The following is a 25,358-nucleotide window of genomic DNA, read 5'->3' as shown; positions in this document are numbered from 1 at the left end:
CGGGGCCGGGGGCGTACCACCGCGCCCGGGGCTGGGGGGGGGGCCCCGGCCCCCCCCCCGGGGTGGGCCCCGGGGGGGGGGGGGGGGGGGGGGCCCACCCCCCCCCCACGGCGGTGCGCGGCGCGCGCGGCGACGCGCCGCGTCCTCCGGCACGTCGCGCGTCACGCCGCACACGTCACACCGGAGACGTCCCGGCCTGGACCGGGCCCGGATCGGGCCGGACCGGCCGCTCAGGCGGCCTGTTCGAGCACCGGAAGATAGCCGCCGGACTGTCCGGAGGCGGTGGGGTGGTAGGACTCCTCGACCGGGAAGGTGACGCTGTGCAGCCACGGCGCGGCGGAACAGATCTCGTGCCCGCCGAACGCGGAGCGGACGTCGCCGTAGGTGAAGCCGTGGTCGGCAGCGCGCTTGGCGGTGACGTCGCTGAGGTCGTCGGAGGCGGCGTTGATGGCCGCCCTGGACTTCTCGCTGATGCCGGCCTTGCACTCTCCGTTCAACTGGTACATGCGCGGATACCCCAGGACGACGACCTCGGCGGAGGGCGCCTTCTGGTGGATGGCGTCGTACACCGCGTCGAGCTTGCCCGGGAGCGTCTCGGCGATGTACGTGCGCGCCTGGGCGACCCGTGCCAGGCACGCGCGCTCGCCCTGGAGGACGCAGGTCGTCATGGTGTCGCCGAAGCCCGCGTCGTTGCCGCCGATGCTGACGGTGACCAGCCCGGTGGAGGCGTTGAGGGGGCCCAGTTGTCCGGCGATGACGTCGGTCGTACGGGCACCGGCACAGGCGGTGAAGGCGAAGGAGGAGGGGGAGTTGGCGGCGCTCCACAGCCGTGGATACGCCTTGGCGCTTCGTTTGCAGGCGCCGCTGCCCGATTCGTAGCTCCCGGCTCCGACGCCGGAGGAGTACGAGTCGCCGAGCGCGACATAGGCGGGGCCCGCGTCCTGCGCGGTAGCGGGCGCGGCCCCGGAGAGAGCGGTCAGTCCGACGAGTGTCGCCACGGCGGTTGCCATGGACGTCCATCTGCGCAGCTTCATGGAACCTCTCATGGGTGACATGGAGGGAACATCTGCCACATAGGTCGTAGCAGCGCACATCCCGAACGAGAAGTGTCCATGCCAAGAATTACGTTGACTGCTACGGACTTGAACGACCGGGACCGGAAGGAGTGCTGACGACTCACCGGAACGAGGCCCGCCGTACACCCGAATGCCGCCCCCGAGTGCCGCCCAGCACTGCGAACGGGATGCCGAACGAGTGGTTCCGCAGAGACAAGATCCCTACACGCTCCGTCACTTGACAAAGGTATGGGCAGCGCACAGTGGGGAGGTGGGCGCTTTCACCAAGGGTTGGCCGAAGGGGTTGTCCAAGGCGCGGCCCGTCCGTAGCGTGACGGCCGTGAAGCGCTCCTCCCGGGACATAAGGACCGCCAACCGGTATCAGGTGCTCCGTCACGTCATCGGCGAACATCCCGTCTCCCGGTCCGCGTTGGCGATGCGGACGGGACTCAGCCTGGCGACCGTCGCCACGCTCACCGGGGAGCTGCTCGCCCTCGGACTGCTGACCGAAGCGGGCCACGAGGACTCCGCGGGAGGCCGCCCTCGCGCCCTGGTGGCCCCCGACGCCGGGGGCGGTGCGCTCGTCGGCGTCGACGTCGCCGAGACGTATGTGCGCGCGGAGGTCTACGACCTGGCCTTCGGCGTCCTCGCCACGGCGCAGGAGCAACTGCGCCCCGGCGAGCGGGCACCCGCCGAGGTCGTCGGCCGCATCGCCGACTCCGTGGAGCGCGCGCTCGACGCCTCGGGGGCCGAGGGGGGCCAGGTGCTGGGCGTCGGCGTGAGCATGCCCGGGATGGTGGACCGCGAGGGCGGTGTCTCGGTCTACGCCGCCAACTGGGGCTGGCACGACGTCCCCCTGCTCCGGCTCCTCGGGGAACGACTCCCCCACCCCCTCCACCTGGACAACCCGTTGCGTGCCTGCGCGGTGGCCGAGCTGTGGTTCGGCGCGGCGCGCGGATGCGAGGACTCCGTAGTCGTCAACCTCGGTACCGGCGTCGGCGCGGGTCTGGTACTTGGCGGTGAGTTGCACAGGGGCAAGGACAACAGCGCGGGCGAGTGGGGCCACACCCCCCTCGTCCTGGACGGGCATCCGTGCCTCTGCGGCGACCGCGGTTGTGTGGAGGCGTACGTCGGCGCCCACGGCATCATGCGCGCGCTGCGCGAACTCGCCCCCGGCAGCCCGCTGCACCACCCGGACGACCAGACCGCGACCATCGAGGCGCTCGGACGCGCCGCGGCCGACGGTGACCCCGTGGCCGTGCGGGTCGTCGCCGGGACGGGGCGGCTGCTCGGCGCGGCGCTCGCGGGCCTGGTCAACCTGCTCAACCCCGAGGTCGTCGTCCTCAGCAGTTGGGTGGCGTCCGCGCTCGGGCAGCCGCTGCTCGACGCGGTACGCGCCACCGTCGCTGAGCGTGCCCTCGCCCGCCCCCTGAGCGGCACCTCGATCGTCCTGTGCACCCTCAGCAGCGACCCCGTCAGCCTCGGCGCCGCCACCTTCGCGCTGGAGGGTCATCTGGCCGCGCCGCGAAACCGCACGCGCCGCCGAAGGAACAGCGCCCACACCCCACAGCCCTCTCGCACCGCCCGCACCCCTTGAGGAGAGCGATGAGCACGACGTACTACGAGGACGTGTCCCCCGGCAGCGGCACCCTCGCGCCACGTGCCTGGTCCGCCGCCTCCGACGCGCACAGGCTCAGCCTGAACGGGAGCTGGCACTTCCGTTTCTCCCCCACCGCGGAAGGCTTCGGCACCGGCTTCGTCCACGACGACTACGACTCCTCGGGCTGGGACAGGACCGCCGTGCCAGGCCACTGGGTGCTCCAGGGCCCCGAGGCGGCGCGCCCGGAGGAGCAGGTGCAGCGCGGGAGTTACGGCGCCCCCGCGTACACGAACGTCAAGTACCCCTTCCCCGTCGACCCGCCGCACGTGCCCGACGAGAACCCCACGGGCGACCACCTCCGCTTCTTCGACCTCCCGGAGGACTGGCCGGACGGCGGCGAGGCCGTGCTGCGCTTCGACGGTGTGGAGTCCTGCGCCCGCGTCTGGCTCAACGGGCAGGAGCTGGGCACCTTCCAGGGCTCACGGCTGCCGCACGAGTTCGCGGTGGGGGAAGCGCTGCGTACGCGCGGCAACGTGCTGGCCGTCCGCGTCCACCAGTGGTCGGCAGGCAGCTATCTGGAGGACCAGGACATGTGGTGGCTGCCCGGCATCTTCCGGGACGTCACCCTGCTGCACCGCCCGGAGGGCGCCGTCGCCGACTTCACCGTCAGCGCGGACTACGACCACGTCAGCGGCGAAGGCACCCTGCTGGTCACCTCGGAGCCGGGCGGCACGGTGAGCGTGCCCGAGCTGGGCGTCGAGGCGGCGCCCACCGGCAAGCCCGTGCGGCTGCCGGTGGAACCGTGGACGGCGGAGACGCCGCGGCTGTACGAGGGGGTGCTGAGCACGGAAGGGGAGCGGGTGCCCTTCCGGGTCGGCTTCCGCACCGTCGCCGTCGAGGACGGCCTGCTGAAGGTGAACGGCAGGCGGGTCCTCTTCCGCGGGGTGAACCGGCACGAGTTCCACCCGGAGACCGGCAGGGCCGTGGACGCGGCGACGATGCGCCGCGACCTGGAGCTGATGAAGCAGCACAACATCAACGCCGTGCGCACGAGCCACTATCCGCCCCACCCCGCGTTCCTGGACCTGTGCGACGAGCTGGGCCTGTGGGTCATCGACGAGTGCGATCTGGAGACCCACGGCTTCGTCTTCACCGACTGGCGGCACAACCCCGTCGACGACGTCCGCTGGACGCCCGCGCTGCTGGACCGGGCGCGGCGGATGGTCGAGCGCGACAAGAACCACGCCTCGGTGATCATCTGGTCCCTCGGCAACGAGTGCGGCAGCGGACGCGGTCTGTCCGCCATGGCCTCCTGGATCCGCGAGCGCGACCCCTCGCGCCCCCTCCACTACGAGAACGACCCCGCCTGCCCGGACAGTGACCTCTACTCCCGCATGTACGCGCGGCACGACGAGGTGGAGCGGATCGGGCGCCGCGAGGAACCCCCGCTGGAGGACGCCGAACTCGACGCGCACCGCCGCTCGCTGCCCTTCCTGCTGTGCGAGTACGGGCACGCCATGGGCAACGGGCCCGGCGGGCTCAGCGAGTACCAGCGGCTGTTCGAGAAGTACGAGCGGTGCCAGGGCGGGTTCGTCTGGGAGTGGATCGACCACGGGCTACCGCGCCGCACGGACGACGGCCGCGCGTACTTCGCCTACGGTGGCGACTTCGGCGAGGAGCTGCACGACGCCAACTTCGTGTGCGACGGACTGCTCTTCCCCGACCGCACGCCCTCGCCAGGGCTCGTCGAGTACAAGAAGGTCATCGAGCCCGTCCGCATCGAGGGCGACGCCTCGGCGGGCACCGTCACCGTCACCAACCAGCACGACTTCACCGGCCTCTCGCACCTCGCCTTCACCTGGTCGTACGAGATCGACGGCGAGACCGTGGACAGCGGCCCACTGGCCGTGCCCGTACTCGCGGCGGGCGAGCGGGCGACGGTGAAGCTGCCGCCCGCGCCGGACAGCCCGCGCGCGCGTGGGGACAGGGAAACCGGAGGCGGGGACACCGGAGGCGGGGACACCGGAGGCGGGGACACCGGCCGCGCCGCCGAGACCCAGTGGACCGTACGCGCGACGCTCGCCCACGACACCTCCTGGGCCCGTGCGGGGCACACCGTCGCGTGGGGCCAGCTACCCGGCGCACCGGCGCGCGAGCAGCGTCGCCCGCGCGCGCTCGGCGCCCCCGTACGGCCCCGCCGCGAGGACGCGGGGACCCCGCGCGAGGGCGAGCGCCATGGCGCCCCGTACCGCCTCGGGCCCGCCCGCTTCGACGCGGCGACGGGCGTGCTCACCCACCTCGGGGCCCTCGCGCTGACCGGGCCCCGGCTGGACGTGTGGCGGGCGCCGACGGACAACGACGAGGGTGCGCCCTGGCAGCCCGACACGCGGTACGGGCAGGTGTGGCGGCAGCGCGGGCTGCACCGGATGCGGCACAGGACAGACGCGGTCGAGGCCGACGGCGAGGCCCTGGTGGTCCGCACCCGGGTGGGCGCCGCCGCGACCGACCTGGCGCTGCGCACCACCTACCGCTGGACCGCCTCGGCGGAACGGGTGCGGCTCGCGGTCTCCGTCGAGCCCGAGGGCGACTGGGACTTCCCGCTGCCCCGGCTCGGGCTGCGCATGGGGCTGCCGGGCGCCTACGGCACGGCCACCTGGTTCGGCGGCGGCCCAGGCGAGTCCTACCCGGACACCCGCGCCGCCTCCCGCACGGGGCTGTGGCACAGCACGGTGGACGCGCTCCAGACGCCGTATGTGCGCCCGCAGGAGAACGGGGCGCGCTCCGACGTGCGGTGGGCAGAGCTGAGCGCGGACGGGAACGGAAGCGGGGGTGGGCCGGACGGTACGGACGGGACGCGGGCGGACGCCGCCCCGGCCGGGGGGCGGCTGCGCGTCGAGGGCGACTCGCACCCGTTCTGGTTCACGGCACGCCGCTGGACCAGCGAGCAGCTGGAGGCGGCGGAGCACACCACCGACCTGGTGCCAGGGGACACGGTGTGGGTCACCGTCGACCATCTCCAGCAGGGCATCGGCTCCCAGTCCTGCGGCCCTGGCGTACTGCCGCAGTACCGGCTGGAGGCGGCTCCCGCCGAGTTCTCCGTCGTCCTCGCCTTCCGCGAGGAGGGGCAGGGCGGGGCGGAACGGGGCTGAGCGCAGGGCCCGGGCGCGTGGCCGCCGCCGCCCGCCCGGCGCCCGGCACCCGGCTCAACGAACAGGCAGCCAGACGGAAGGCCCAACGGACGGACGGTCCGCCGGCACGCTTATCGCGTTACCGCCGACGGACCGGCCGCCACGCCCCCGATCTCCCCCGTCGTCCTCATCTGCCGCACGGCGCCGCTTACGCGCCGCCCTTGATCCCCATGCCCGCGTATCCCGCGTGCTGGGTCAGCTCCTCCTTCGAGGGGGCCTGCCCGTCGGGCCGCCACAGCGGCGGCTGGACGAGGCCCGGCTCCAGCAGCTCGAAGCCCTTGAAGTAGGGCAGCACCTCGTCGTACGTGCGCAGGGTGAGCCTCGCCGTCGCGCTGTCGTAGACGTGCGCGGCCTGGCCGATGGCGTCGCGGTCCTCGTCGAAGTCACTCGTGACGTGGGAGAGGATCAGCGCGCTGCCGTCCGGCAGCCGGTCGGTCAGCTCCTTGAGGATGCCCGCGGGGTCCTCGTCCTCGGTGATGAAGTGGAGGACGGCGACGAGCATCAGGGCCACGGGCTTGTCGAAGTCGATGAGCTGCCGCATGCCGTCGTGCTCGATGACCGACTTCGGGTCGCGCAGATCCGCGAGCACGAAGTCCGCGTTGCCGAGGTTGGTCAGCTTCGCACCCGCGTACGTGGCGACGATCGGATCGTTGTCGACATAGGCGACCCTGGCGTCCGGAGCCGCGGCGCGGGCGACCTCGTGGGTGTTGGGCGAGGTCGGGATGCCCGTGCCGATGTCGATGAACTGGCGGATGCCCATGTCCACCGCCGTGCGCACGGCGCGGTGGTGGAAGTCCCGGTTTCCGCGCGCCGTGGTGCGGATGTGCGGCACCAGCTCCAGCACCCGCCCGGCCGCGGCGCGGTCCACCTCGTAGTTGTCCATGCCGCCCAGGTAGAAGTCATACATACGCGCCGGGTGCGGCTTGGTGGTGTCGATCTGCTCGGGGCTGAAGCCCGTTTCCGACACGACGTCCTCCGTCTCTCTTTTTGCTGGTCAGGCGAGCAGGAAGTCGGCGTCGCCGGCCTTTGCGCCTTGAATGAACTTTTCGATCTCGTGCGAGGTGTAGATCAGGGCGGGCCCGTCAGGATCCGCTGACTGGCGCAGGGCCACCCTGCCGTCCGCGAGCTTCAGTGCCTCGACGCAACTTCCCCCGTTGCCGCCGCTCCACGGCTTGTGCCAGCCCTCGGTCCCGAGGTGTTTCGCCGGCATGCCGTTGTAGATCTGACCCATTTCAGAGCTCCTTGCGCATTGCACTGAGGATCGCCTCAGTCCGTGCCACCGGCGCGGCCTGAGCGCACATCCGGTCCAGTGCTTCCAGGAACGACGAGACATCGTCGCGCTGGTCGAAGTAGACGGCGCCGACCAGACTCTCCGAACAGGCGAAGTCCGGCAGTTCCTCTATGGGGAACCTGAAGAGGTGGAACGGGCCGTACATGGCCGGGTGAGGCCCCACACTGAAAGGCATGATCTGAAGCCTGATGTGGGGCTGTTCACTGGCCTCGATGAGGTAGTCGATCTGCTCGCGCATGACTTCGGGCCCGCCGATGGAGCGGCGCAGTACCGTCTCGTCCATCACGACCCACAGCATCGGGGGCTCTTCGCGCCGGAGGACCGTCTGACGCTCCAGCCGCAGCGCGACCTGGCGTCTGATCTCCTCCTCGGGCGCCTGCGGCATCCCCGCGCGCAGCACCGCACGCGCGTAGCCCTCGGTCTGGAGCAGACCGGGCACGTAGTGCGGCTCGTAGGCGCGGATGACGTGGGACTCGCTCTCCAGGCTGACGAAGGCGCTGAACCACTCCGGGACCACGTCCCGGTACCGGTGCCACCAGCCGGGCTGGTTCGCCTGCCGGGCCAGCGCGATGAACTCGTCTATCTCGTCCTGACCGCTGACGCCGTACGTGCTCAGCAGCTTCTCGACGTACGGGACTTTGAGGCCGACCTCGGCCTTCTCCATCCTGCGCACCGTGGCGTGGGTGACATCGAGAGCCTGGCCCGCCTGCTCGTACGACAGGCCCGCCTTCTCCCGCAGGTGCTGGAGCCGCTTGCCGAGCACCACTCGCAGCACGGTGGGGGCGGCGCCACCGCCGGAGCGTGAGTCCACCACCACTATTGCTCGCCTCCAACTGCCGTCATGGTTACGCAGTTTGGCATGTGCTCCAGGTAAGGCAACAGCCTGCCCCCTGCGAATCTGTAAATTACAGATTGATCCTTGCCATCCGTCACTGGCGCAACGCATAGTGGACCGGTGGCTTCCCCCCATGACGCCCCCTCCTTAGAACACCAGCACGGTGCCCTGCTGGCACGCCCGCTCAGGGACTGGTTCCACCTACCCGCCCTCGACACCTCCGTGGCGACGGCGCGAAGACGAGTGCTCGACCGCCTCCGTGAGTGGCGTGTCGACCAGGAGTCCCGCGACGACGCCGAGTTGCTCGTGTCCGAGCTGTTCACCAACGCGGTGCGGCACACCACGAGCGACCGGGTGAGCTGCGAGCTGTGGGTCATCGGCGTGCGACTGCGCGTCGAGGTGACCGACCAGGGCGGCGGCAACCGTCCCGTCGAACCGCGGGTGGGCGACTGCCCGGACGCCGACGGCGAGAGCGGCCGTGGCCTGCTGCTCGTGAGCGTCCTCGCGGACGACTGGGGCATCCGCCCCGAGTGCGGCGACGGAGGCGAGAAGGGGCACGCCGTGTGGGCGGAGCTGCCCTGCGCGCGCACCCTGCGCTGACCGACTGACACCGCGTGCCTGTGACGCCAGGGCACCGGTGCACCACGGCGTCCACGGAGTGAGGCCCGGCACACACCACTGCCGGGCCTCACCCATGCCGCCCGTGCCATCCATGTTCACCCGTGTCACCGGCTCCGTGACGCCACCGGTGCCGGGCCGCCCCCGTGGCGGCCGTGCTCCCCGTGTGCCCCCTCCCCTGACACCGTCGTCCCGCTGTGCGGACACCCCGGCGACCGCGTACAGCCGTGGACTACGCTGCCGCGCATGGACACCACGTACTGGCACGCGGTCACACCGCCCCCCGCGTCCCGCTGAGGGCGCACTTCCGCTGACGGGCCGCGAACGCCCGCCCACTACGGCAGCCCGAGGCCGCCGCGGTCCTCCGTGACCCGCACCGCCGCCCGGCTGCCGATCACTGCTGCGCCCATCCGTGACCCCTTGCTCGACTCGCTCGACCTCAACGGATCAGGACGCGTCTCCCATGTCTTCTCGTTCTTCCTCCTCGCGTGCCGCCATGCGCTCCCGCGCGGCCGTGCCCGCGCACACCGGTCTCCCCGCGGGCGCCGCTCCCGCAGACGGACCCTCGCCCTCCGGCTCCCCCACCCCCTCCGAGGCACCTCGCGCGGCCTCCGGGCCGCTGCTGGTGCTGGCCGCCGCGGCGCTGTGGGGCACGACGGGCACCGCCGCCAGCTTCGCGCCCTCCGGCGCCTCGTCGCTCTCCATCGGCGCCGCCACCATGGGCGTGGGCGGGCTGCTCACCCTCCTCATCGCCGGGCGCTCGGCGCTGGGGGTGCTGCGGGGCGGGCGCGCGACGCTGCTGTCCGCGCTGGTCGGGGGCCTGGCGGTGGCCGTGTACCCGCTGGCCTTCTACACCTCCATGGCCTGGTCGGGAGTCGCCACGGGCACCGTCATCACCATCGGCAGCGCGCCCGTCTTCGCCGCCCTGCTGGAACGCGTGCTGGACGGCACCCGGCTCACCGCACGCTGGACGGCCGCGACGGTGGCCGCTGCGGCGGGCTGCTGCGCACTGGCGCTGACCGGGCACGGCGGCGCGGCGACGGGCGGGAACGTGCCCGGAGGGGTGGCGCTGGGGCTCCTCGCGGGTGCCTCGTACGCCGTCTACACGTACTGCGGAGCGGGCGTCATCCGCGCGGGCCACTCCTCGCGGGCCTCGATGGGCGCCCTCTTCGGGCTCGGCGCCCTGGTGCTGCTGCCGGTCTTCGCGGCGACCGGGGGCCCGCTGCTGGGCGAGGGACGGGGCATCGCCGTCGCGGCCTATCTGGCCGTGGTGCCGATGTGCGTCGCGTACGTCCTCTTCGGCGCCGGGCTCGCCCGCGTCAGCGCCAGCCAGGCGACGACGCTCAGCCTCTTCGAGCCCGTGGTGGCCGCGGTCCTGGGCGTCGCGGTGGTCGGCGAACGCCTCGGCGCCTGGGCGTGGACGGGCGTAGCCCTGGTCCTCCTGGGCCTGCTGATCCTCACGGCCCGCCGGCCCTGACACCTGGGACCCGCCGGTCCTGGCGCCCGACTGGCACATGACGCCCGGCACCCTACGACGCGGCCCCGCCCCCTCGCGCGAAGGCGGAGGGGGCGGGGCCGTGAGCCGGGGCGGGAAAGCCGGGGCGGCTTCGTGCTGCGGCTGCGCGCGAGAGACGTCCCCCGCGAGGGTTACACGCGGCGGCGCTGGCGCTGGCGCCAGACGCCCAGGGCGAGGACCAGTGCGCCGACGACCACGGACATGATCATCTGCTGGCGTCCCTCGGCGTCGTAGAACATGTAGCCGATCACGAAGAGGATCAGCGCGATGGTCGCGTACGTGAGGTACGGGTACAGCCACATGCGCACCGTGTGCCTCTCCGGCATGTCCCGCTCGATGATGCGCCGCATCCGCAGTTGCGAGAAGCAGATGACCAGCCACACGAAGAGGGCCACCGCGCCGGAGGAGTTCAACAGGAACTCGAAGACCGTTTCGGGCGAGGTGTAGTTGAAGATCACGGCGACGAAGCCGAAGGCGACCGAGGACCAGATGGCGGCGGCCGGTACGCCCCGCTTGTCGGTCTGTCCGAACGCCTTGGGCGCGTCGGAGCGCTGTCCCAGGGAGAAGGCCATGCGGGAGGCCGTGTAGAGACCGGAGTTGAGGCAGGAGAGCACGGCCGTCACCACGATCACGTCCATGATCGTCCCGGCGTGCGGGATGCCGATCTCGTTCAGCGAGGCGACATAGGGGCCCTCCTTCAAGAGGGCGTCGGAGTTCCACGGGAGCAGCATCACCGCGAGGCCGATCGAGCCCAGGTAGAAGATGCCGATGCGCCAGATGACGCTGTTGGTGGCGCGGCGCACCATCTTCGACGGCTCGGCGGACTCGCCCGCGGCCAGCGTGACGATCTCGCTGCCCATGAAGGAGAAGACCACCAGGAGCATCCCGGACAGGATCGCGCCGGGCCCGTTGGGCAGGAAGCCGCCCTGTCCGGTCAGGTTCTCCGTACCGACCGCGTCCGTCCCGGGGAGCACCCCGAACACGGCGAGGCCCGCGATCACGATGAACGCCACGATCGCGACGACCTTGATCCCCGCGAACCAGAACTCGAACTCCCCGTAGGAGCCGACGGAGGCGAGGTTGGTCGCGGTCAGGACGACCATCACCAGCAGTGCCCACGCCCACTGGGGCACGGCGGGCACCCAGCCGGTGAGGATGGTGGCCGCCGCCGTCGCCTCGACGGCGAGCACGACGACCCAGAAGAACCAGTACAGCCATCCGATGGTGAAGCCCGCCCAGCGCCCCAGGGCGCGGTCGGCGTAGGTCGAGAAGGAGCCGGAGGAGGGGTCGGCCGCGGCCATCTCACCGAGCATGCGCATCACGAGGACGACGAGCAGTCCCGCCAGCGCGTAGGAGATGAGGATGGCGGGTCCGGCCTTGGCGATGCCCGCGCCGGAGCCGACGAAGAGTCCCGCACCGATGACGCCGCCGATCGCGATCATCGAAAGGTGGCGGTTCTTCAGTCCGGCCTTGAGCGAGTCGCCCGGGGGCGTTCCGGGGTCACCGGATGCCGCTGCCTCTGAGGCGCTCGGCGTTTGCAGGCCCATGCGTAGTCCTTTGAATCCCAGGTTTTAGCCCTGCACTGAGCCCGGATCGAAGATCCCAGTTGAATTTCGGGCAGGGACCGCTTGCGTCAGTGGGCCACTACAACCCTGTTCCCAACGTGAGGTCAATGTGATCTGTCTCATAGGTTGCGTCCCGCCCAACGAGACAGAAGTGAGGGCCACGGAACAACGGCCGACCCCGGGACGTTGCCCTTTTACCAAGCCTTGACCGACGATCCGGTGAGGGGACCCGTCGGGCAGTGGACGGAGGCAGCTCATGGGCAGCGAGGCGAACGGTCACGGAACGGAGCGTGGCGGCGAGGGCTCCGGTGACCGCGAGGAGCGCTGGGACGATCTCGTCCTCGACGAGGACTTCATCCGGAGCGCGGAGGTGAACGAACCGGCGGCCCGCACCCGCATGCTCCGTGAGCGCTGGCGGGACCGGCCTCCGGAGCCGCAGCCGTGGCGCGCGGACGAACCCCCCGCGGGCTGGTTCTTCAGCAAGGGCCGCCGCCGGGCCCGTAAGCGCCGCAGGGGCAAAAACGGCTGAGGAATCCGGGTCCGCGGGCACGCGTACCGACGGGCCTTTCGTAGCAGGGCCGGGTCCCCGGGGCGCGGGGCCCGGCCCGTTACGTGGTCGCAACCTCCGCGGCGGCGACAGGCAACGTGACCGGTGGCAGGATGCAACGGCACTTGCCCGTCTGTTCGAACCCACCCGTTCGCGCGGGTCACCGACACATCCCCGGAGGCGCTGTGTCCCCATGGTCTTCTCGTAAGTCCCTTCCGCGGACCCTCACCGTCACCGCGTGCGCGGCGCTGCTCGCGGCGCTCACCTCCGCCTGCTCCAGCACGGAGACCACGGGCAAGGGCGGCAACGAGGTGGAGCTGGTCTCGGCGGGGCAGCTCAAGACCTGTACGCACCTTCCGTACGAACCCTTCCAGTTCCGGGAGGGCAAGAAGGTCGTCGGCTTCGACGTGGACCTCGTGGACCTCGTGGCCAAGGACCTGGGAGTCAAGCAGGAGATCGTCGACACGCCCTTCGAGGGCATCCAGTCCGGCGAGGACCTCAACGCGAACAAGTGCGATCTGGCCGCAGCGGGCATGACCATCACGGACGTGCGCGAGAAGAACGTCGACTTCTCGGCGCCGTACTTCGAGGCGACGCAGGCCCTCATCACCAAGAACGGCGCGGACTACAAGTCCCTCGCCGCTCTCAAGGGCAAGAAGCTGGGCGTCCAGGAGTCCACGACGGGCGCTGAGTACGCGAAGAAGAACGCCAAGGGCGTCGAGCAGGTCACCTTCGAGGACGTCGGGCTGCTGCTCACCGCCGTGCAGACGGGCCAGGTGGACGCCGCCATCAACGACAACGGCGTCCTCTACGACTACGCCAGGAAGAACAAGGACACCGAGGTCACCGCCGAGTTCGACACCGGCGAGCAGTACGGCATCGCCGTCCGCACGGGCAACGACGCGCTGCGCAAGCAGATCGACAAGACGGTCAAGGACGCAAAGGCGGACGGCCGTTACGACAAGATCTACAAGAAGTGGTTCGGTGAGGAGCCGAAGTGACCGCTTCCCCCGCCCGTAGCCGCACCCGATCCCTCTCCCGCCGCCAGCGGGCCCGCGCGATCCGCGGCACGCAGTACGGGGTGCTCGTCCTGGGGCTCCTCGTCGTCGCGCTGGCGGCCGACTGGGGCGAACTGCGCCGCGCCTTCTTCGACATCGAGGTCGCCAGGGCGCAGTTCCCCGACGTGATCACGACGGCGCTGGTCAACACCGTCGTCTACACCGTGCTGGGCTTCGGCTTCGGCCTGGTCCTCGGGCTGCTGCTGGCCCTGATGCGGCTCTCGAAGGTGCCGCCGTACCGCTGGCTGGCCGTCGGGTACATCGAGTTCTTCCGCGGTGTGCCCGCGCTGCTGGTCTTCATCGCGCTGGGCTTCGGTGTTCCGCTCGCCTTCCAGGTGTCGATCAACCAGTACGTGACGGTGATGCTCGCGCTCGGCCTCGTCGGCGCCGCCTACATGGCGGAGACGATCCGCGCGGGCATCCAGGCGGTTCCCAAGGGGCAGACGGAGGCGGCCCGTTCGCTGGGCATGTCGCAGTCGCGGGCCATGTTCTCGATCATCATCCCGCAGGCGTTCCGCATCGTGCTGCCCCCGCTGGCGAACGAGCTGATCCTGCTCACCAAGGACTCCTCCCTCGTCTATCTGCTGGGGCTGTCCATGGGGCAGTACGAACTGGCCAAGTTCGGCCGCGACGCGCTCAACCAGCACCGCAGCCTGACCCCGATCCTCATCGCCGGACTCTTCTATCTGGCCATCACCCTCCCGCTCGGCCATCTGGTGCGGCGCCTGGAGGCCCGTACCGCGAGAGCCAGGTGAGCGTGCGGGAGCGTGCGGCGGGCCGGGCGGGACGAACGAGGCGGCAGCGGAAGGACGGCGTGAGGCGCGGGTGAGCGTGAGCGAGGCGAACGTGGGGGGACGTGAGGCGGGCGTGGACGCGACAGGCAGGATCGGCCCAGCGGGCGCGGCGGGTACGTCGGGCACAGCGGGCACGACGGGCGCCGGGACGGGCGGCGCGGCGGCCATCGAGATCACCGGGCTGCACAAGTCCTTCGGTGACCTCGAGGTCCTGCGCGGCATCGACCTGTCGGTGTCCCCCGGAGAAGTGGTCTGCGTCATCGGCCCCTCCGGGTCGGGGAAGTCCACGCTGCTGCGCTGTGTGAACCTGCTGGAGGAGCCGACGTCGGGCACGGTGACCGTGGCGGGCGCCGAGGTGACCGATCCGGATGTGGACATCGACAGGGTGCGGCGCAGGATCGGGATGGTCTTCCAGTCCTTCAACCTGTTCCCGCATCTGACCGCGCTCGGCAACCTCACCATCGCACAGCGGCGCGTCCTCGGCCGCGGCAAGGCCGAGGCCGAGGAGACGGCCCGGCACAACCTGCGCCGCGTCGGGCTCACCGACAAGGAGAGCGCCTACCCCGCGCAGCTCTCGGGCGGCCAGCAGCAGCGCGTCGCCATCGCGCGCGCCCTGTCCATGGACCCGCGGCTGATGCTCTTCGACGAGCCGACCTCGGCGCTCGACCCCGAGCTGGTCGGGGACGTGCTCGCGGTGATGCGGACGCTGGCGGACGAGGGCATGACGATGCTCGTCGTCACGCACGAGATGAGCTTCGCGCGGGAGGTCGCCGACCGCGTGGTGTTCATGGACGGCGGGGTGATCGTCGAGGAGGGGGCGCCCGAGCAGGTCGTGGTCGAGCCCCGGCACGCGCGCACCCGCGCCTTCCTGGCCCGGGTGCTCGATCCCGCGGCGGCCGAGCTGCCCGCAGCGCGGGACGAGGAGTCCGGCACGGAGTCCGGTTCGGGGCCCGGCGCGCAAACCGCCGCGGAGACCGGCCCTGAGACTGGTCCGGAGACCGGTCCGGAGACCGGCGCACGTCCCTGAGCACGGCGGACTCCCCGCACGGGCGCCCAGGCCGACGGCCCTCGGCGTGCCGAGCATCACGCGCGCGCCCGCGCGCATTTGAGCTGGCCGAGGAGCCCCGGAGAGAGCCGGGAAGCGCCGCCCCCATGCGGAACGGAGAGGGCCGCGGGGGAAAGAGCCCAAAACGGCACGCCCTTGCCGCCCGAAAGGGGCACACTGGGCGGTGTCGGCACGGTCGGCCCCGCCGCCTGGCCGTCCGGCGCGAGTGCGGCCCCCGGGCCCCGCGTGTGCCTCGCGTGCCTGTTGCCCATGTTCGTCCTTGTTCGTGAGCGGGAGAAGACTCCCCTCACGAATTCGCACAAACGAGCGACACGGACGCCGCGCCCCTGGGAAACTCACTTCGAGCGGTGAGCGAGCGTTGAGACCGGCGAAAGGCGAACGACCATGGCAGACGGCCCGATCGGCGACCCCAGAGGGGCCATGAGCGAACCGGCGGGCGTGCCGGGCGGCAGCGGCGACAGTGGCGACAGCGGCGTGCCCGGCGGTGAGGGCGCCGGAAGCGATCTGCTCGACCGCGCCCACCCGTACCGCCGCGAGCTGCTCGCGCACTGCTACCGCATGCTCGGCTCGGTGCACGATGCCGAGGACCTCGTCCAGGACACGTATCTGCGGGCCTGGCGCGCGGCGGACCGCTTCGAGGGCCGTTCCTCGCTGCGTACGTGGCTGTACCGCATCGCGACGAACGCCTGCCTGACCGCGATCGAGAGCCGTGGGCGCCGCCCGCTGCCCTCGGGCCTCGGCGCGCCCAGCGACGATCCCGAGCGTCCCGTCGTCGAGGCCCCCGAGGTGCCCTGGCTGGAGCCGATCCCGGACGCGATGTTCGCGACGTCGCAGCCCACCGACCCCGCGTCGGTCGCCGTCTCCCGCTCCAGCATGCGGCTGGCGCTGGTGGCGGCGCTCCAGCATCTGCCCGCGCGTCAGCGCGCCGTGCTGCTGCTGCGCGATGTGCTCAAGTGGCGGGCTGCCGAGGTCGCCGAGCTGCTCGACACCACCACGGCGAGCGTCAACAGCGCGCTCCAGCGGGCGCGGGCCCAGCTCGAGGCGGCGGCGCCCGTCGAGGAGGAGCTGGCCGAGCCGACCGACCCGGACCAGCGCAAGCTGCTGGACCGGTACGCGGCGGCGTTCGAGCACTCCGACGTGAGCGCGATCGTGGAGCTGTTCAAGGAGGACGCGGTCTGGGAGATGCCCCCGTTCCCCGAGTGGTTCTACGGAGCGGAGAACATCGGCCGTCTCATCGGCACCCAGTGCCCGATCGGCCCCGGAGAGGGACTCATGCTGCCCACGGCGGCGAACGGACAGCCAGCCTTCGCGCTCTACAGCCGTCATGAGGGCGGGGACTACCTCCCCTTCCAGGTGCATGTACTCACGCTGGACGGGGACCGTGTGGAGCGGGTCGCGGCGTTCTTCGGGGACGCGCTGTTCCGCGTCTTCGGCCTCCCGGAGTCCCTGCCGGCCGACACACCGCACGGCATGTACGGCGCGAACGGCGGACACGGCGACACCGGCAGCGGCACCAGCACCAGCGGCAGCGGCAGCGGCTGAGCGCGGCCGGGGCCGTGTGTCCCGGGCGGCCCCGGCAACCTTCCCCGCACGGGTGGCGACTGGGAAACGACAGTCGCCACCCAGGGAACGGACGTACCCCCATGAGCCGCACACCTCCCGACTCCCCCGGGCGCCCCACACGCCCCGGGGACCCCACCCCCGTAGGCACGCGGACGCGCCCCCCGCACCGGCGCCGCACCGGTCTGTTCGCCGCGGTACCGCTCGCGCTGACGCTGGCGGGCGGCACGCTGCTCGGCCTCGGGCCCGCCGTCGGCTGGCCCGCCGACTGGCCAGGCGGCGACGGGCGGGCAGACGCCGCCATCGCCAACGCCCCCGCCCACGGGCCCAAGGCATGGGCCGAGGAGGCCGACGGCTTCGCCTCCGTCGACGCGCTCGGCCAGAACGGCACCTACGGCGGGCGGGACGGCAAGACGGTCACCGTCACCACGGAGGAGGAGCTGAAGAAGTACGCGACCGCCGCCGAGCCGTACACGATCCGGGTGGCCGGAGCGATCAAGTACGCCGAGAAGGGCGAGGAGATCAAGGTCGCCTCGGACAAGACGATCGTGGGCGCCGGGAACTCCGGGGAGATCGTCGAGGGCGGCTTCTTCCTCGGCCAGGGCGTCCACAACGTGATCATCCGGAACCTCACCATCCGCGACACCTACGACGGCGACTGGGAGGGCAAGGAACACGACTGGGACGCCATCCAGATGGACGGCGCGCACCATGTGTGGATCGACCACAACGACCTCACGCACATGGAGGACGGCCTCGTCGACAGCCGCAAGGACACCACGAACGTGACGGTGTCCTGGAACCGCTTCCAGCAGCACAACAAGGCGTTCGGCATCGGCTGGACGGAGAACGTCACCGCCGACCTGACGATCCATCACAACTGGTTCCGCGAGACGCAGCAGCGCAACCCGTCGACGGACAACGTCGCCCACGCCCACCTCTACAACAACTACCTGCTGGACGAGCCGGACGGCGAGGTGGCCTCCGCTTACGGCAACTGGTCGCGCGGACACACGAAGATGGTGCTGGAGAACAGCTACTTCGACGGTTTCCACGACCCGTACATGGCCGACGAGACCGCCGAACTCGTGCAGCGCGGCAGCATCACCAGGAACACGTCGGGCCGCACCGACACCCGCGGCGACGCCTTCGACCCGCGCGACTTCTACGACTACACGCTCGACCCGGCCAAGGACGTCCCCGCGCTGCTGCGCGAGAGTTCGGGCCCGCGGCCCGACATCGGCGCCAAGAAGACGGGTGCCAAGAAGACGGGTGCCAAGAAGACGGGTGCCACGAAGGCGGGCGCCAAGGCGGCGAGCGAGATCACCGTGGCCAAGGACGGCAGCGGTGACCACACCACCGTGCAGGGCGCGGTGGACGCCGTGCCGGAGAACAACGGCTCCCCGGTCACCATCTCCGTCGCACCCGGTGTCTACCGCGAGACGGTGAAGGTGCCGCGCACGAAGCCGCACATCCGCCTCCGGGGCACGGGCGGGGACAGGGACGACGTGACCGTGGTCTACGACAACGCCTCCGGGACGCCGAAGCCGGGCGGCGGCACGTACGGCACCAGCGGCAGCGCGACCGTCGCCGTCGAGGCCGACGACTTCCAGGCGCGCGACCTCACCATCGCGAACGACTTCGACGAGTCCAGAACGGACATCACGAACAAGCAGGCGGTCGCACTGCGCACCAACGGCGACAAGATCGTCCTCGACGGCATCGCGGCGCTCGGCAACCAGGACACCCTGCTGCTCGACTCCGCGGCGAAGGGCACCGTGGGGCGGGTCTATATGACCGGTTCCCGCGTCGAGGGCGACGTGGACTTCGTCTTCGGGCGGGCCAGTGCCGTACTCCACGACACGGACATCGTGCTCCTCCCCCGCGACAGCGACCCCGGCGGCTACGTCACCGCGCCCTCGACCGTGGCGGGACAGCACGGGATGCTCATCACGAAGAGCCGGATCGGCGGCGACGTGCCCGCCGACAGCTTCTACCTCGGCCGCCCCTGGCACGCGGGCGGTGACGCCGCGCTCGACCCGCAGACCGTGATCCGCGAGACCGAGCTGAGCGCGGCGGTGAAGGACGCGCCCTGGACGGACATGAGCGGCTTCCCCTGGGAGGAGGACCGCTTCGCCGAGTACCGCAACACGGGTCCCGGCGCCGCCACCGGCGCTTCCTCGGCCGACCGGCCGCAGCTCAGCGACAAGGAGGCCGCCTCGTACGAGGTCGCCGACTGGCTCGACGGCTGGACCCCCGCCGGCTCCTGAGACCACACCCCGCGAGTCCACGGGGGCCGCCGTCCCGTACGCGTACGGGACGGCGGCCCTCTCGCACGAGCCGTCTCATACGGCCCGTCTCACGCGGCCCGTCTCACGCGGCCCTGTTCACACGGCCCGGCTCACACGCCCAGCAGGTGGTCCATCGCGAGCTGGTCGAGCCGCTCGAAGGCCATGCCGCGCGCGGCGGCGGCCTCGACGTCGAAGTCCTCGAAAGCGGACCGGTCGGCGAGCAGCGCCGCCGGGGTCTCGCCCTCGTCGAGGGTGGTCAGCTCCAGCTCGTCGAGCCGCGAGGCGCGCAGCGCCTCCTGGACGGCGGGGTCGGCGCGGAAGGCGGCGGCACGCTCGCGCAGGATCAGGTAGTTGCGCATACAGCCCGCTGCCGAGGCCCACACGCCCTCGTAGTCCTCGGTACGCGGCGGCTTGAAGTCGAAGTGCCGCGGCCCCTCGTACCCCGCGCGCTCCAGCAGGTCCACGGTCCAGAAGGCGGCACGCAGATCGCCGGCGCCGAAGCGCAGGTCCTGGTCGTACTTGATGCCGTTCTGGCCGTTGAGGTCCAGGTGGAAGAGCTTGCCCGACCACAGCGCCTGAGCGATGCCGTGCGGGAAGTTGAGCCCGGCCATCTGCTCGTGGCCGACCTCCGGGTTGACGCCGAACAGCTCCGGGCGCTCCAGGCGCTCGATGAAGGCCAGGGCGTGGCCCACCGTCGGCAGGAGGATGTCGCCGCGCGGCTCGTTGGGCTTGGGCTCGATGGCGAAGCGCAGCCCGTAACCCTGCTCGGTGACGTACTCGGCGAGCAGGTCGAAGGCTTCCTTCATGCGGTCGAGCGCGGCCCGTACGTCCTTCGCCGCACCGGACTCGGCGCCCTCGCGTCCGCCCCAGGCGACATACGTCTCCGCGCCCAGCTCGGCCGCGAGGTCGATGTTGCGCATGGTCTTGCGCAGCGCGTAGCGGCGTACGTCGCGGTCGTTGGCTGTGAAGGCGCCGTCCTTGAAGACGGGGTGCGTGAAGAGGTTGGTGGTCGCCATGGGGACGCTCATGCCGGTGGCGTCCAGCGCCTGCCGGAAGCGCTTGACGTGCGCCTCCCGTTCGCCCTCCGGGGTCGTGAAGGGGATGAGGTCGTCGTCGTGGAAGGTGATCCCGTAGGCGCCCAGTTCGGACAGCCGCCGCACGGCCTCGACCGGGTCGAGCGCCGTCCGGGTCGCGTCTCCGAAGGGGTCCCGTCCCAGCCAGCCCACGGTCCACAGACCGAAGCTGAACTTGTCCTGCGGCGTCGGCTCGTAGCTCATCTCGTCGCCCTTCTCCTCGCGCACGTCCTCGTGCGCACGGGTATTCGTCATGGCCGTTGACAAATTAGTATGCGCTCACGACCTGTAGCGAGGGAAGAGGGAGCCGCGAGGCATGTCCGCACCAGAAGGTCCGCTCGTCATCGGCGTGGACAGTTCCACGCAATCCACCAAGGCACTCGTCGTGGACGCGGCGACCGGCCAGGTCGTCGCACGCGGCCAGGCCCCACACCCCGTGACCTCGGGCTCCGGCCGCGAGACGGACCCCGAGAAGTGGTGGGAGGCGCTGGAGGCGGCGCTCTCCCAGTGCGGGCGCGCGGCCCAGGAGGCCGCCGCCGTCTCCGTCGGCGGCCAGCAGCACGGCCTCGTCACCCTCGACGCCGACGGGCGGCCCGTGCGGCCCGCGCTGCTGTGGAACGACGTGCGGTCGGCGCCGCAGCGCGACGCGCTCGTCGAGCGGCTGGGCGGGCCCGAGGCGTGGGCCGAGCGCGTGGGCAGTGTGCCCGCGACGTCCTTCACCGTCACCAAGTGGGCCTGGCTGCGCGAGCACGAGCCGGACGCCGCGGCGGCCACGCACGCCGTGCGGCTGCCGCACGACTATCTGACGGGGCAGCTCACCGGAGAGGGCACGACGGACCGGGGCGACGTCTCGGGCACGGGCTGGTGGGCCTCCTCCACGGAGGCGTACGACGAGGAGATCCTCGGGCTCGTCGGCCTCTCCCCCGCCCTGCTCCCGCGCGTCCTCGCGCCCGGAGAGGCTGCCGGAACGGTGCGCTCCGGGCTGCCGCTGCCCGCGGGCGCCCTGGTGGCCACGGGCACGGGCGACAACATGGCGGCGGCGCTCGGGCTCGGGCTGCGCGCGGGACAGCCGGTGCTCAGCCTCGGCACCTCCGGCACCGTCTACGCCGCCTCCCCGCACCGCCCCGCCGACCCGACCGGCACGGTCTCCGGCTTCGCCGACGCGCGCGGCGAGTGGCTGCCGCTGGCCTGCACCCTCAACTGCACGCTCGCCGTCGACCGGGTGGCCGCGCTGCTCGGGCTCGACAGGGAGGCCGTCGAGGGCGGCGGCGAGGTCGCGATGCTGCCCTTCCTGGACGGCGAGCGCACGCCCAACCTGCCGTACGCTTCCGGCCTGTTGAACGGCCTGCGGCACGACACGACGGGCGGCCAGGTGCTCCAAGCCGCCTACGACGGCGCGGTCTTCGCACTGCTGCGCGCGCTGGACGAGGTCCTGGACGAGGAGACCGACGCGGACGCGCCCCTGCTCCTGATCGGCGGCGGCGCGAAGGGCACCGCCTGGCGGGAGACGGTCCTGCGCCTGTCGGGGCGCCCCGTGCGGGTGCCGCGGGCCGAGGAACTGGTCGCGCTCGGCGCCGCTGCCCAGGCCGCCGGACTGCTCCTGGGCGAGGACCCGGCGGCGGTGGCCCGGCGCTGGGGCACGGCCGACGGACCCTCCTTCGACGCGGTGAAGCGGGACGACGCGGCGCTCGCGCGCATCGCCGACACGCTCTCGGGCGGGGATACGCTGCTGCGACGGCACTGACGTCCACACTGACGAGGGCGCCTGCCCGCGCCGGTGAGGGGCGGGTGTCCGGGCCGGTCCCGGTGGACGGGCCCGGCACTCGCGGTGTCCGCAGGAGCGGGGTGCGGTGGCGGTTCGTGGTGACGGGTGGCTGGTGTCTGTTGTCTGGTGGCCGTGGGCTGGCGGCGGGGGCCGTTCCGGTTCACGGTCGCGACGATGACGTGCCGGTTTTGGGCCCACGTCAGCACCCTTCCACGTCCGCCCACGTTCACGACTGCTCACGCCTGTTCACGCCTGTTCACGCCTGTTCACGTCGTCGGCGCGTCGCCGCCGCACGAGGAGGAGTCGATTCCCATGGCAGCTCCGGCGCCCACGTCGCAGCGGGAGATGCGCAGGCGCAACCTGTCACGCGTGCTGTACGCGGTCGCCGAGGGCGGCCCGTCCTCCCGTGCGACCGTCGCCGCGCACATCGGCCTGACCCGCGCGGCCGTCTCCACGCTCACCGACGAACTGCTGCGCGCCGGGCTCCTCGTCGAGCTGGGCCCCGGCCGTTCGGGCGGGGTCGGACGCCCTGGCAGCGCGCTGGCCCTCACCGACAGCGGGCCCTGCGGGATCGGCGCGGAGATCGGGGTGGACCACCTCACGGTCTGCGCGGTCGATCTGCGGGGGCGGGTGCGTGCCCGTACGAGCGAGGAGGCGGCCAACCGGGACAGCGAGCCGTCGGCCGTGCTGGCGCGGCTCGGCGAGCTGACGCGACGGGTCACCGAGGACGCCGCAGCCGAGGGGCTGGCCCCCGCGGGGCTCGCGCTGGCGGTTCCCGGGCTCGTCACGCGCGGCACCTCGACCGTCGTCCGTGCCCCCAACCTCGGCTGGCAGAGCACGGACATCGCCGCCCACTTGAATCATCTGGACGGGCCGGGCGGGCCGCTTCCCCTGGCCGTCGACAACGAGGCCAACCTCGGTGCCCTGGCCGAGCTGTGGCTGGGGCGTGGCGAGGGGTCGGCCCGCGACTTCATCCACGTCTCCGCCGAGGTCGGCATCGGCGCGGCCATCGTGCTCGACGGCGAACTCCTGCGCGGCACACGGGGCTTCGCCGGGGAGCTGGGCCATGTTCCGGTGCGCCCGGAGGGGCCCGCGTGCGCGTGCGGCGGGCGCGGCTGCCTGGAGCAGTACGCCGGTGAGGCGGCGCTGCTGCGGGCGGCGGGGATCACGGCGGGGGCCGGGACGGGAGGGCGCGGCGGCACGGGCGGCGGGGCGACTCAGGGTGACGCGCTGGCCGCGCTCGCCGCCAGGGCGGGGGACGGCGACACGGCGGCACTGGATGCGCTGAGCGGCGCGGGCACGGCGCTGGGCATCGCCCTCGCGGGCGCCGTGAACCTGCTGGACCCCCGCGCCGTGGTGCTGGGCGGGGCGCTGGCGGGGCTGGCCCCCTGGCTCCTGCCGTCGCTGGAGGGCGAGTTGGAGCGGCGCACCGCCGTGCCGGACGGTGTACCGGAGGTGTCGGTCTCGGCGCTGGGTCCCGAGGGGCCACTGCTGGGCGCGGCGCACTCGGTGGTACGGGCCGTGCTGGACGACCCCGGCGGGTATGTGCCGGTCCGGCGACGCGGCGCGTAGGGGCGACGGCACACGGGCCCGACCGGGCCTGACCAGGCCGGACGGCGCACCGCGACCGGTCGCCGGTGGTGCGACCAATGGCAGTTCCGAGCAGTGTTGTCAGCGCGTGGCCGGGATGCGACTATCAACGCGCGTCAACTTGTCATGTACGTGCCCCCATTTCACCCCCCACTGGGAGACACGATGAGCCTCGCACGGCACAGCCGCATCTTCAGCCACTCCAGCAGTCACACCAGTCCCTCACGACGCTCCCTGCTGCGTGGCGGGCTCGCCTTCGGGGTGGCCGCCACAGGTACCGTTCTCGCCACCGGGTCCGCGCTCGCCACCGGCAGGGGCAACGGCGCACAGGGCGTCGCCGACATCCCCGGCGCCGAGTGGATCCCGGCCAACAGCGCTAACTTCACGGCCGCCGACCGCCCCACGGAGTACCCGGTCGAGTTCGTCGTCATCCACGTGACCCAGGGCAGCTACGCGGGAACCGTCCAGCACTTCCAGAACGCGTCCGCGCAGGTCTCCGCGCACTACGTGGTGCGCTCCGAAGACGGGCACGTGGCCCAGATGGTCCACGACAAGGACGTCGCCTGGCATGCGGGCAACTGGGACTACAACACCCGCAGCATCGGCATCGAGCACGAGGGCTTCATAGACGACGCGGCGTGGTTCACGGACGCGATGTACCGCTCTTCCGCCGCCGTCACAGCCGCCGTCTGCGACGCCTACGGCATCCCCAAGAACCGCGAGCGCATCATCGCGCACAGCGAGGTCCCCGGCGCGGACCACACGGACCCCGGCCCCCACTGGGACTGGGACCGCTACATCGGCCTCATCAACGGCGGCTAGGCGCCCGTGCGCCCCCCGTCGCGTCGCGTCGCGGCCGACGGGGGAGCGGCGTGCGCGTCAACGCGGCTACGGCCCCGGCGGTTCAGTTCGTGAAGCGCGCCCCACACGGACGCGGCGGTCACTCCCGCGGCCTTCAGCCCATGGAGGCGTTCTAATCAACAGAAGCGGGGAGTTCAGCCGTTCGAGCGATTATCGGGCGAACGGCTTTCCGGGACGCTCCGGAGCCGCGCATGCTCAACCGCGTGACGGGACGACACCGGTGGAGACAGACCTCGGCAACAGCCCTTGCCTGCACGACACTCGCGATGATCTGCGCCGCGCCCGCCGTCGCCGACACGGTGCCCGGCTCTCCCTTCGCCGCCCCGGAGAGCCAGCGGGCACGCGCCGGTGCGAGCGCCGGGCTCTCCGTACGGGCGGGTGAGACCGAGGTCCGCGCGAACGCCCGGCACGGCGGCTGCGGTTCCCTCTCCGTGCGCGTTCCAGGGGTGAGCGTGGATCTGGTGACACGGCACCACTGCTGGTGCCCCCCACCACCTCCACCCCCGCCGCCTCCGCCACCACCACCTCCACCGCCCACTCCCACACTGCCGCCTCCCCCGCCGAGCAGCAGCCCGCCGCCGGAGCCGACTCCCACGCCAACGCCGACGCCCACCCCCACGCCGCCGCCGAGCAGCACGCCGCCCCCCGAACCGAGCAGTCCTCCGGCACGCCCCGAGGCTCCGGCGCCCGAGCCGAAGCCCGTACCGCCGAAGCCGGAACCGGAGCCCGAGCCCAGCGCGTCCTCCCGCGCGCCCGAGCCCGAGTCACCGGAGCCCGAACCGGAGCCGGACGATCCGAAGCCGCCGCACGCCGAGGCCGCGGCCCCCGCACCGGCCCATGTGACGCCCGACAACGAGCGCCCGAGCGGCAGGTTCCCGATGGTCACCCGCACCCTGCTCATCCTGGCCCCTGCCGTGCTGGCCGCCGCCGCGCTGCGCCCGCGCGGGAGCGGCGGTTCGGGCTCGGGCAGCTCCGGCTCCGGGACCGCTTCGGGCGGCGGAGGCCCCGCCTCCTCCGCATAGCCCCGCTCCCTCCCGCTCCCGAGCCGTCACTCCGGTGACCGGCGCCGACCCCGCTCCCGGCCA

At 72.1% G+C, this 25,358-nt stretch carries 20 protein-coding genes; 14 read left to right on the top strand and 6 right to left on the bottom strand.

Annotated elements, in window-relative coordinates; translation table 11 throughout:
- Positions 1-230: 230 nt before the first annotated feature.
- On the bottom strand, positions 231-1,034 hold the full coding sequence (locus tag ACWGJ2_RS20925) for an SGNH/GDSL hydrolase family protein (RefSeq protein ID WP_453347644.1): 804 nt from the start codon (positions 1,032-1,034) through the stop codon (positions 231-233).
- A 361-nt stretch (positions 1,035-1,395) separates the two neighbouring features.
- Between ACWGJ2_RS20925 and ACWGJ2_RS20920 the strand changes: the two genes are divergently transcribed.
- Entirely contained in the window at positions 1,396-2,652 is a 1,257-nt protein-coding gene (locus tag ACWGJ2_RS20920) for an ROK family transcriptional regulator (protein ID WP_453347643.1), read from the top strand.
- Between the two features lie 8 nt (positions 2,653-2,660).
- Positions 2,661-5,804, top strand: a complete 3,144-nt coding sequence (locus tag ACWGJ2_RS20915; RefSeq protein ID WP_453347642.1) for a glycoside hydrolase family 2 TIM barrel-domain containing protein — start codon at positions 2,661-2,663, stop codon at positions 5,802-5,804.
- Between the two features lie 187 nt (positions 5,805-5,991).
- On the opposite strand, the gene ACWGJ2_RS20910 is transcribed toward ACWGJ2_RS20915, so the two are convergent.
- The 3 genes from ACWGJ2_RS20910 to ACWGJ2_RS20900 are packed head-to-tail and all read right to left on the bottom strand — an operon-like array spanning position 5,992 to position 7,948.
- Positions 5,992-6,810: an SAM-dependent methyltransferase gene (locus ACWGJ2_RS20910; RefSeq protein ID WP_453347641.1), complete on the bottom strand. Its 819-nt coding sequence runs from the start codon at positions 6,808-6,810 to the stop codon at positions 5,992-5,994.
- A gap of 27 nt (positions 6,811-6,837) precedes the next feature.
- Entirely contained in the window at positions 6,838-7,074 is a 237-nt protein-coding gene (locus tag ACWGJ2_RS20905; protein WP_453347640.1) for a DUF397 domain-containing protein, read from the bottom strand.
- Between the two features lies 1 nt (position 7,075).
- Positions 7,076-7,948 carry a helix-turn-helix domain-containing protein gene (locus ACWGJ2_RS20900; protein WP_453347639.1) on the bottom strand — a complete coding sequence of 291 codons (873 nt, stop codon included), beginning with the start codon at positions 7,946-7,948 and terminating at the stop codon, positions 7,076-7,078.
- Positions 7,949-8,089: 141 nt separating this feature from the next.
- Between ACWGJ2_RS20900 and ACWGJ2_RS20895 the strand changes: the two genes are divergently transcribed.
- Together ACWGJ2_RS20895 and ACWGJ2_RS20890 are read left to right on the top strand one after the other, a co-directional pair.
- Positions 8,090-8,569 (top strand): ATP-binding protein, encoded by a 480-nt coding sequence (locus tag ACWGJ2_RS20895; RefSeq protein WP_453347638.1) that lies wholly within the window; start codon positions 8,090-8,092, stop codon positions 8,567-8,569.
- A gap of 481 nt (positions 8,570-9,050) precedes the next feature.
- Positions 9,051-10,064: a DMT family transporter gene (locus ACWGJ2_RS20890; RefSeq protein ID WP_453347637.1), complete on the top strand. Its 1,014-nt coding sequence runs from the start codon at positions 9,051-9,053 to the stop codon at positions 10,062-10,064.
- Between the two features lie 170 nt (positions 10,065-10,234).
- Here the strand turns inward: ACWGJ2_RS20890 and ACWGJ2_RS20885 are convergent, their stop codons facing one another.
- Positions 10,235-11,650: an amino acid permease gene (locus ACWGJ2_RS20885; protein ID WP_453347636.1), complete on the bottom strand. Its 1,416-nt coding sequence runs from the start codon at positions 11,648-11,650 to the stop codon at positions 10,235-10,237.
- A 274-nt stretch (positions 11,651-11,924) separates the two neighbouring features.
- Here ACWGJ2_RS20885 and ACWGJ2_RS20880 point away from each other — a divergent pair, with 274 nt between their 5' ends.
- The 6 genes from ACWGJ2_RS20880 to ACWGJ2_RS20855 all read left to right on the top strand — a co-directional run bounded on the left by ACWGJ2_RS20880 (position 11,925) and on the right by ACWGJ2_RS20855 (position 18,963).
- Complete coding sequence (locus ACWGJ2_RS20880; RefSeq protein ID WP_453347635.1) at positions 11,925-12,197, top strand: SGM_3592 family protein; 273 nt, start codon at positions 11,925-11,927, stop codon at positions 12,195-12,197.
- Positions 12,198-12,400: 203 nt separating this feature from the next.
- Entirely contained in the window at positions 12,401-13,216 is an 816-nt protein-coding gene (locus ACWGJ2_RS20875) for a basic amino acid ABC transporter substrate-binding protein (RefSeq protein ID WP_453347634.1), read from the top strand.
- Entirely contained in the window at positions 13,213-14,028 is an 816-nt protein-coding gene (locus tag ACWGJ2_RS20870; protein WP_453347633.1) for an amino acid ABC transporter permease, read from the top strand. Before ACWGJ2_RS20875 ends, ACWGJ2_RS20870 begins: the two co-directional genes overlap by 4 nt.
- A 205-nt stretch (positions 14,029-14,233) precedes the next feature.
- A complete protein-coding gene (locus tag ACWGJ2_RS20865; RefSeq protein WP_453347682.1) occupies positions 14,234-15,094 on the top strand; it encodes an amino acid ABC transporter ATP-binding protein in 861 nt (286 codons plus the stop codon).
- A 423-nt stretch (positions 15,095-15,517) separates the two neighbouring features.
- Complete coding sequence (locus tag ACWGJ2_RS20860; protein ID WP_453347632.1) at positions 15,518-16,675, top strand: sigma-70 family RNA polymerase sigma factor; 1,158 nt, start codon at positions 15,518-15,520, stop codon at positions 16,673-16,675.
- Positions 16,676-16,776: 101 nt separating this feature from the next.
- The gene (locus ACWGJ2_RS20855) at positions 16,777-18,963 is read left to right on the top strand and encodes a pectinesterase family protein (protein ID WP_453347631.1); all 2,187 of its coding nucleotides are present in this window, start codon (positions 16,777-16,779) and stop codon (positions 18,961-18,963) included.
- Between the two features lie 131 nt (positions 18,964-19,094).
- Here the strand turns inward: ACWGJ2_RS20855 and xylA are convergent, their stop codons facing one another.
- On the bottom strand, positions 19,095-20,261 hold the full coding sequence (gene xylA / locus ACWGJ2_RS20850) for a xylose isomerase (RefSeq protein ID WP_453347681.1): 1,167 nt from the start codon (positions 20,259-20,261) through the stop codon (positions 19,095-19,097).
- A 112-nt stretch (positions 20,262-20,373) separates the two neighbouring features.
- On the opposite strand from xylA, the gene xylB reads away from it, so the two are divergent.
- The 4 genes from xylB (at position 20,374) to ACWGJ2_RS20830 (ending at position 25,295) form a co-directional block, all read left to right on the top strand.
- Positions 20,374-21,801 (top strand): xylulokinase, encoded by a 1,428-nt coding sequence (gene xylB, locus ACWGJ2_RS20845; RefSeq protein ID WP_453347630.1) that lies wholly within the window; start codon positions 20,374-20,376, stop codon positions 21,799-21,801.
- Between the two features lie 333 nt (positions 21,802-22,134).
- Positions 22,135-23,394: an ROK family protein gene (locus tag ACWGJ2_RS20840; RefSeq protein WP_453347629.1), complete on the top strand. Its 1,260-nt coding sequence runs from the start codon at positions 22,135-22,137 to the stop codon at positions 23,392-23,394.
- 183 nt (positions 23,395-23,577) lie between these two features.
- The gene (locus tag ACWGJ2_RS20835; RefSeq protein WP_453347628.1) at positions 23,578-24,234 is read left to right on the top strand and encodes an N-acetylmuramoyl-L-alanine amidase; all 657 of its coding nucleotides are present in this window, start codon (positions 23,578-23,580) and stop codon (positions 24,232-24,234) included.
- 242 nt (positions 24,235-24,476) lie between these two features.
- Positions 24,477-25,295 carry a hypothetical protein gene (locus ACWGJ2_RS20830; protein WP_453347627.1) on the top strand — a complete coding sequence of 273 codons (819 nt, stop codon included), beginning with the start codon at positions 24,477-24,479 and terminating at the stop codon, positions 25,293-25,295.
- Positions 25,296-25,358: the final 63 nt, after the last annotated feature.

The organism is Streptomyces sp. NPDC054796 (assembly GCF_053611545.1).
This window is presented reverse-complemented; position numbering and strand designations above follow the sequence as displayed.

Coding starts and splice junctions, on each gene's coding strand:
- ACWGJ2_RS20860 (WP_453347632.1), top strand. CDS start 15,518: ATGGCAGACGGCCCGATCGGCGACCCCAGAGGGGCCATGAGCGAACCG.
- ACWGJ2_RS20905 (WP_453347640.1), bottom strand. CDS start 7,074: ATGGGTCAGATCTACAACGGCATGCCGGCGAAACACCTCGGGACCGAG.
- ACWGJ2_RS20925 (WP_453347644.1), bottom strand. CDS start 1,034: ATGAAGCTGCGCAGATGGACGTCCATGGCAACCGCCGTGGCGACACTC.
- xylA (WP_453347681.1), bottom strand. CDS start 20,261: ATGAGCTACGAGCCGACGCCGCAGGACAAGTTCAGCTTCGGTCTGTGG.
- xylB (WP_453347630.1), top strand. CDS start 20,374: ATGTCCGCACCAGAAGGTCCGCTCGTCATCGGCGTGGACAGTTCCACG.
- ACWGJ2_RS20840 (WP_453347629.1), top strand. CDS start 22,135: ATGGCAGCTCCGGCGCCCACGTCGCAGCGGGAGATGCGCAGGCGCAAC.
- ACWGJ2_RS20855 (WP_453347631.1), top strand. CDS start 16,777: ATGAGCCGCACACCTCCCGACTCCCCCGGGCGCCCCACACGCCCCGGG.
- ACWGJ2_RS20835 (WP_453347628.1), top strand. CDS start 23,578: ATGAGCCTCGCACGGCACAGCCGCATCTTCAGCCACTCCAGCAGTCAC.
- ACWGJ2_RS20885 (WP_453347636.1), bottom strand. CDS start 11,650: ATGGGCCTGCAAACGCCGAGCGCCTCAGAGGCAGCGGCATCCGGTGAC.
- ACWGJ2_RS20915 (WP_453347642.1), top strand. CDS start 2,661: ATGAGCACGACGTACTACGAGGACGTGTCCCCCGGCAGCGGCACCCTC.
- ACWGJ2_RS20890 (WP_453347637.1), top strand. CDS start 9,051: ATGTCTTCTCGTTCTTCCTCCTCGCGTGCCGCCATGCGCTCCCGCGCG.
- ACWGJ2_RS20880 (WP_453347635.1), top strand. CDS start 11,925: ATGGGCAGCGAGGCGAACGGTCACGGAACGGAGCGTGGCGGCGAGGGC.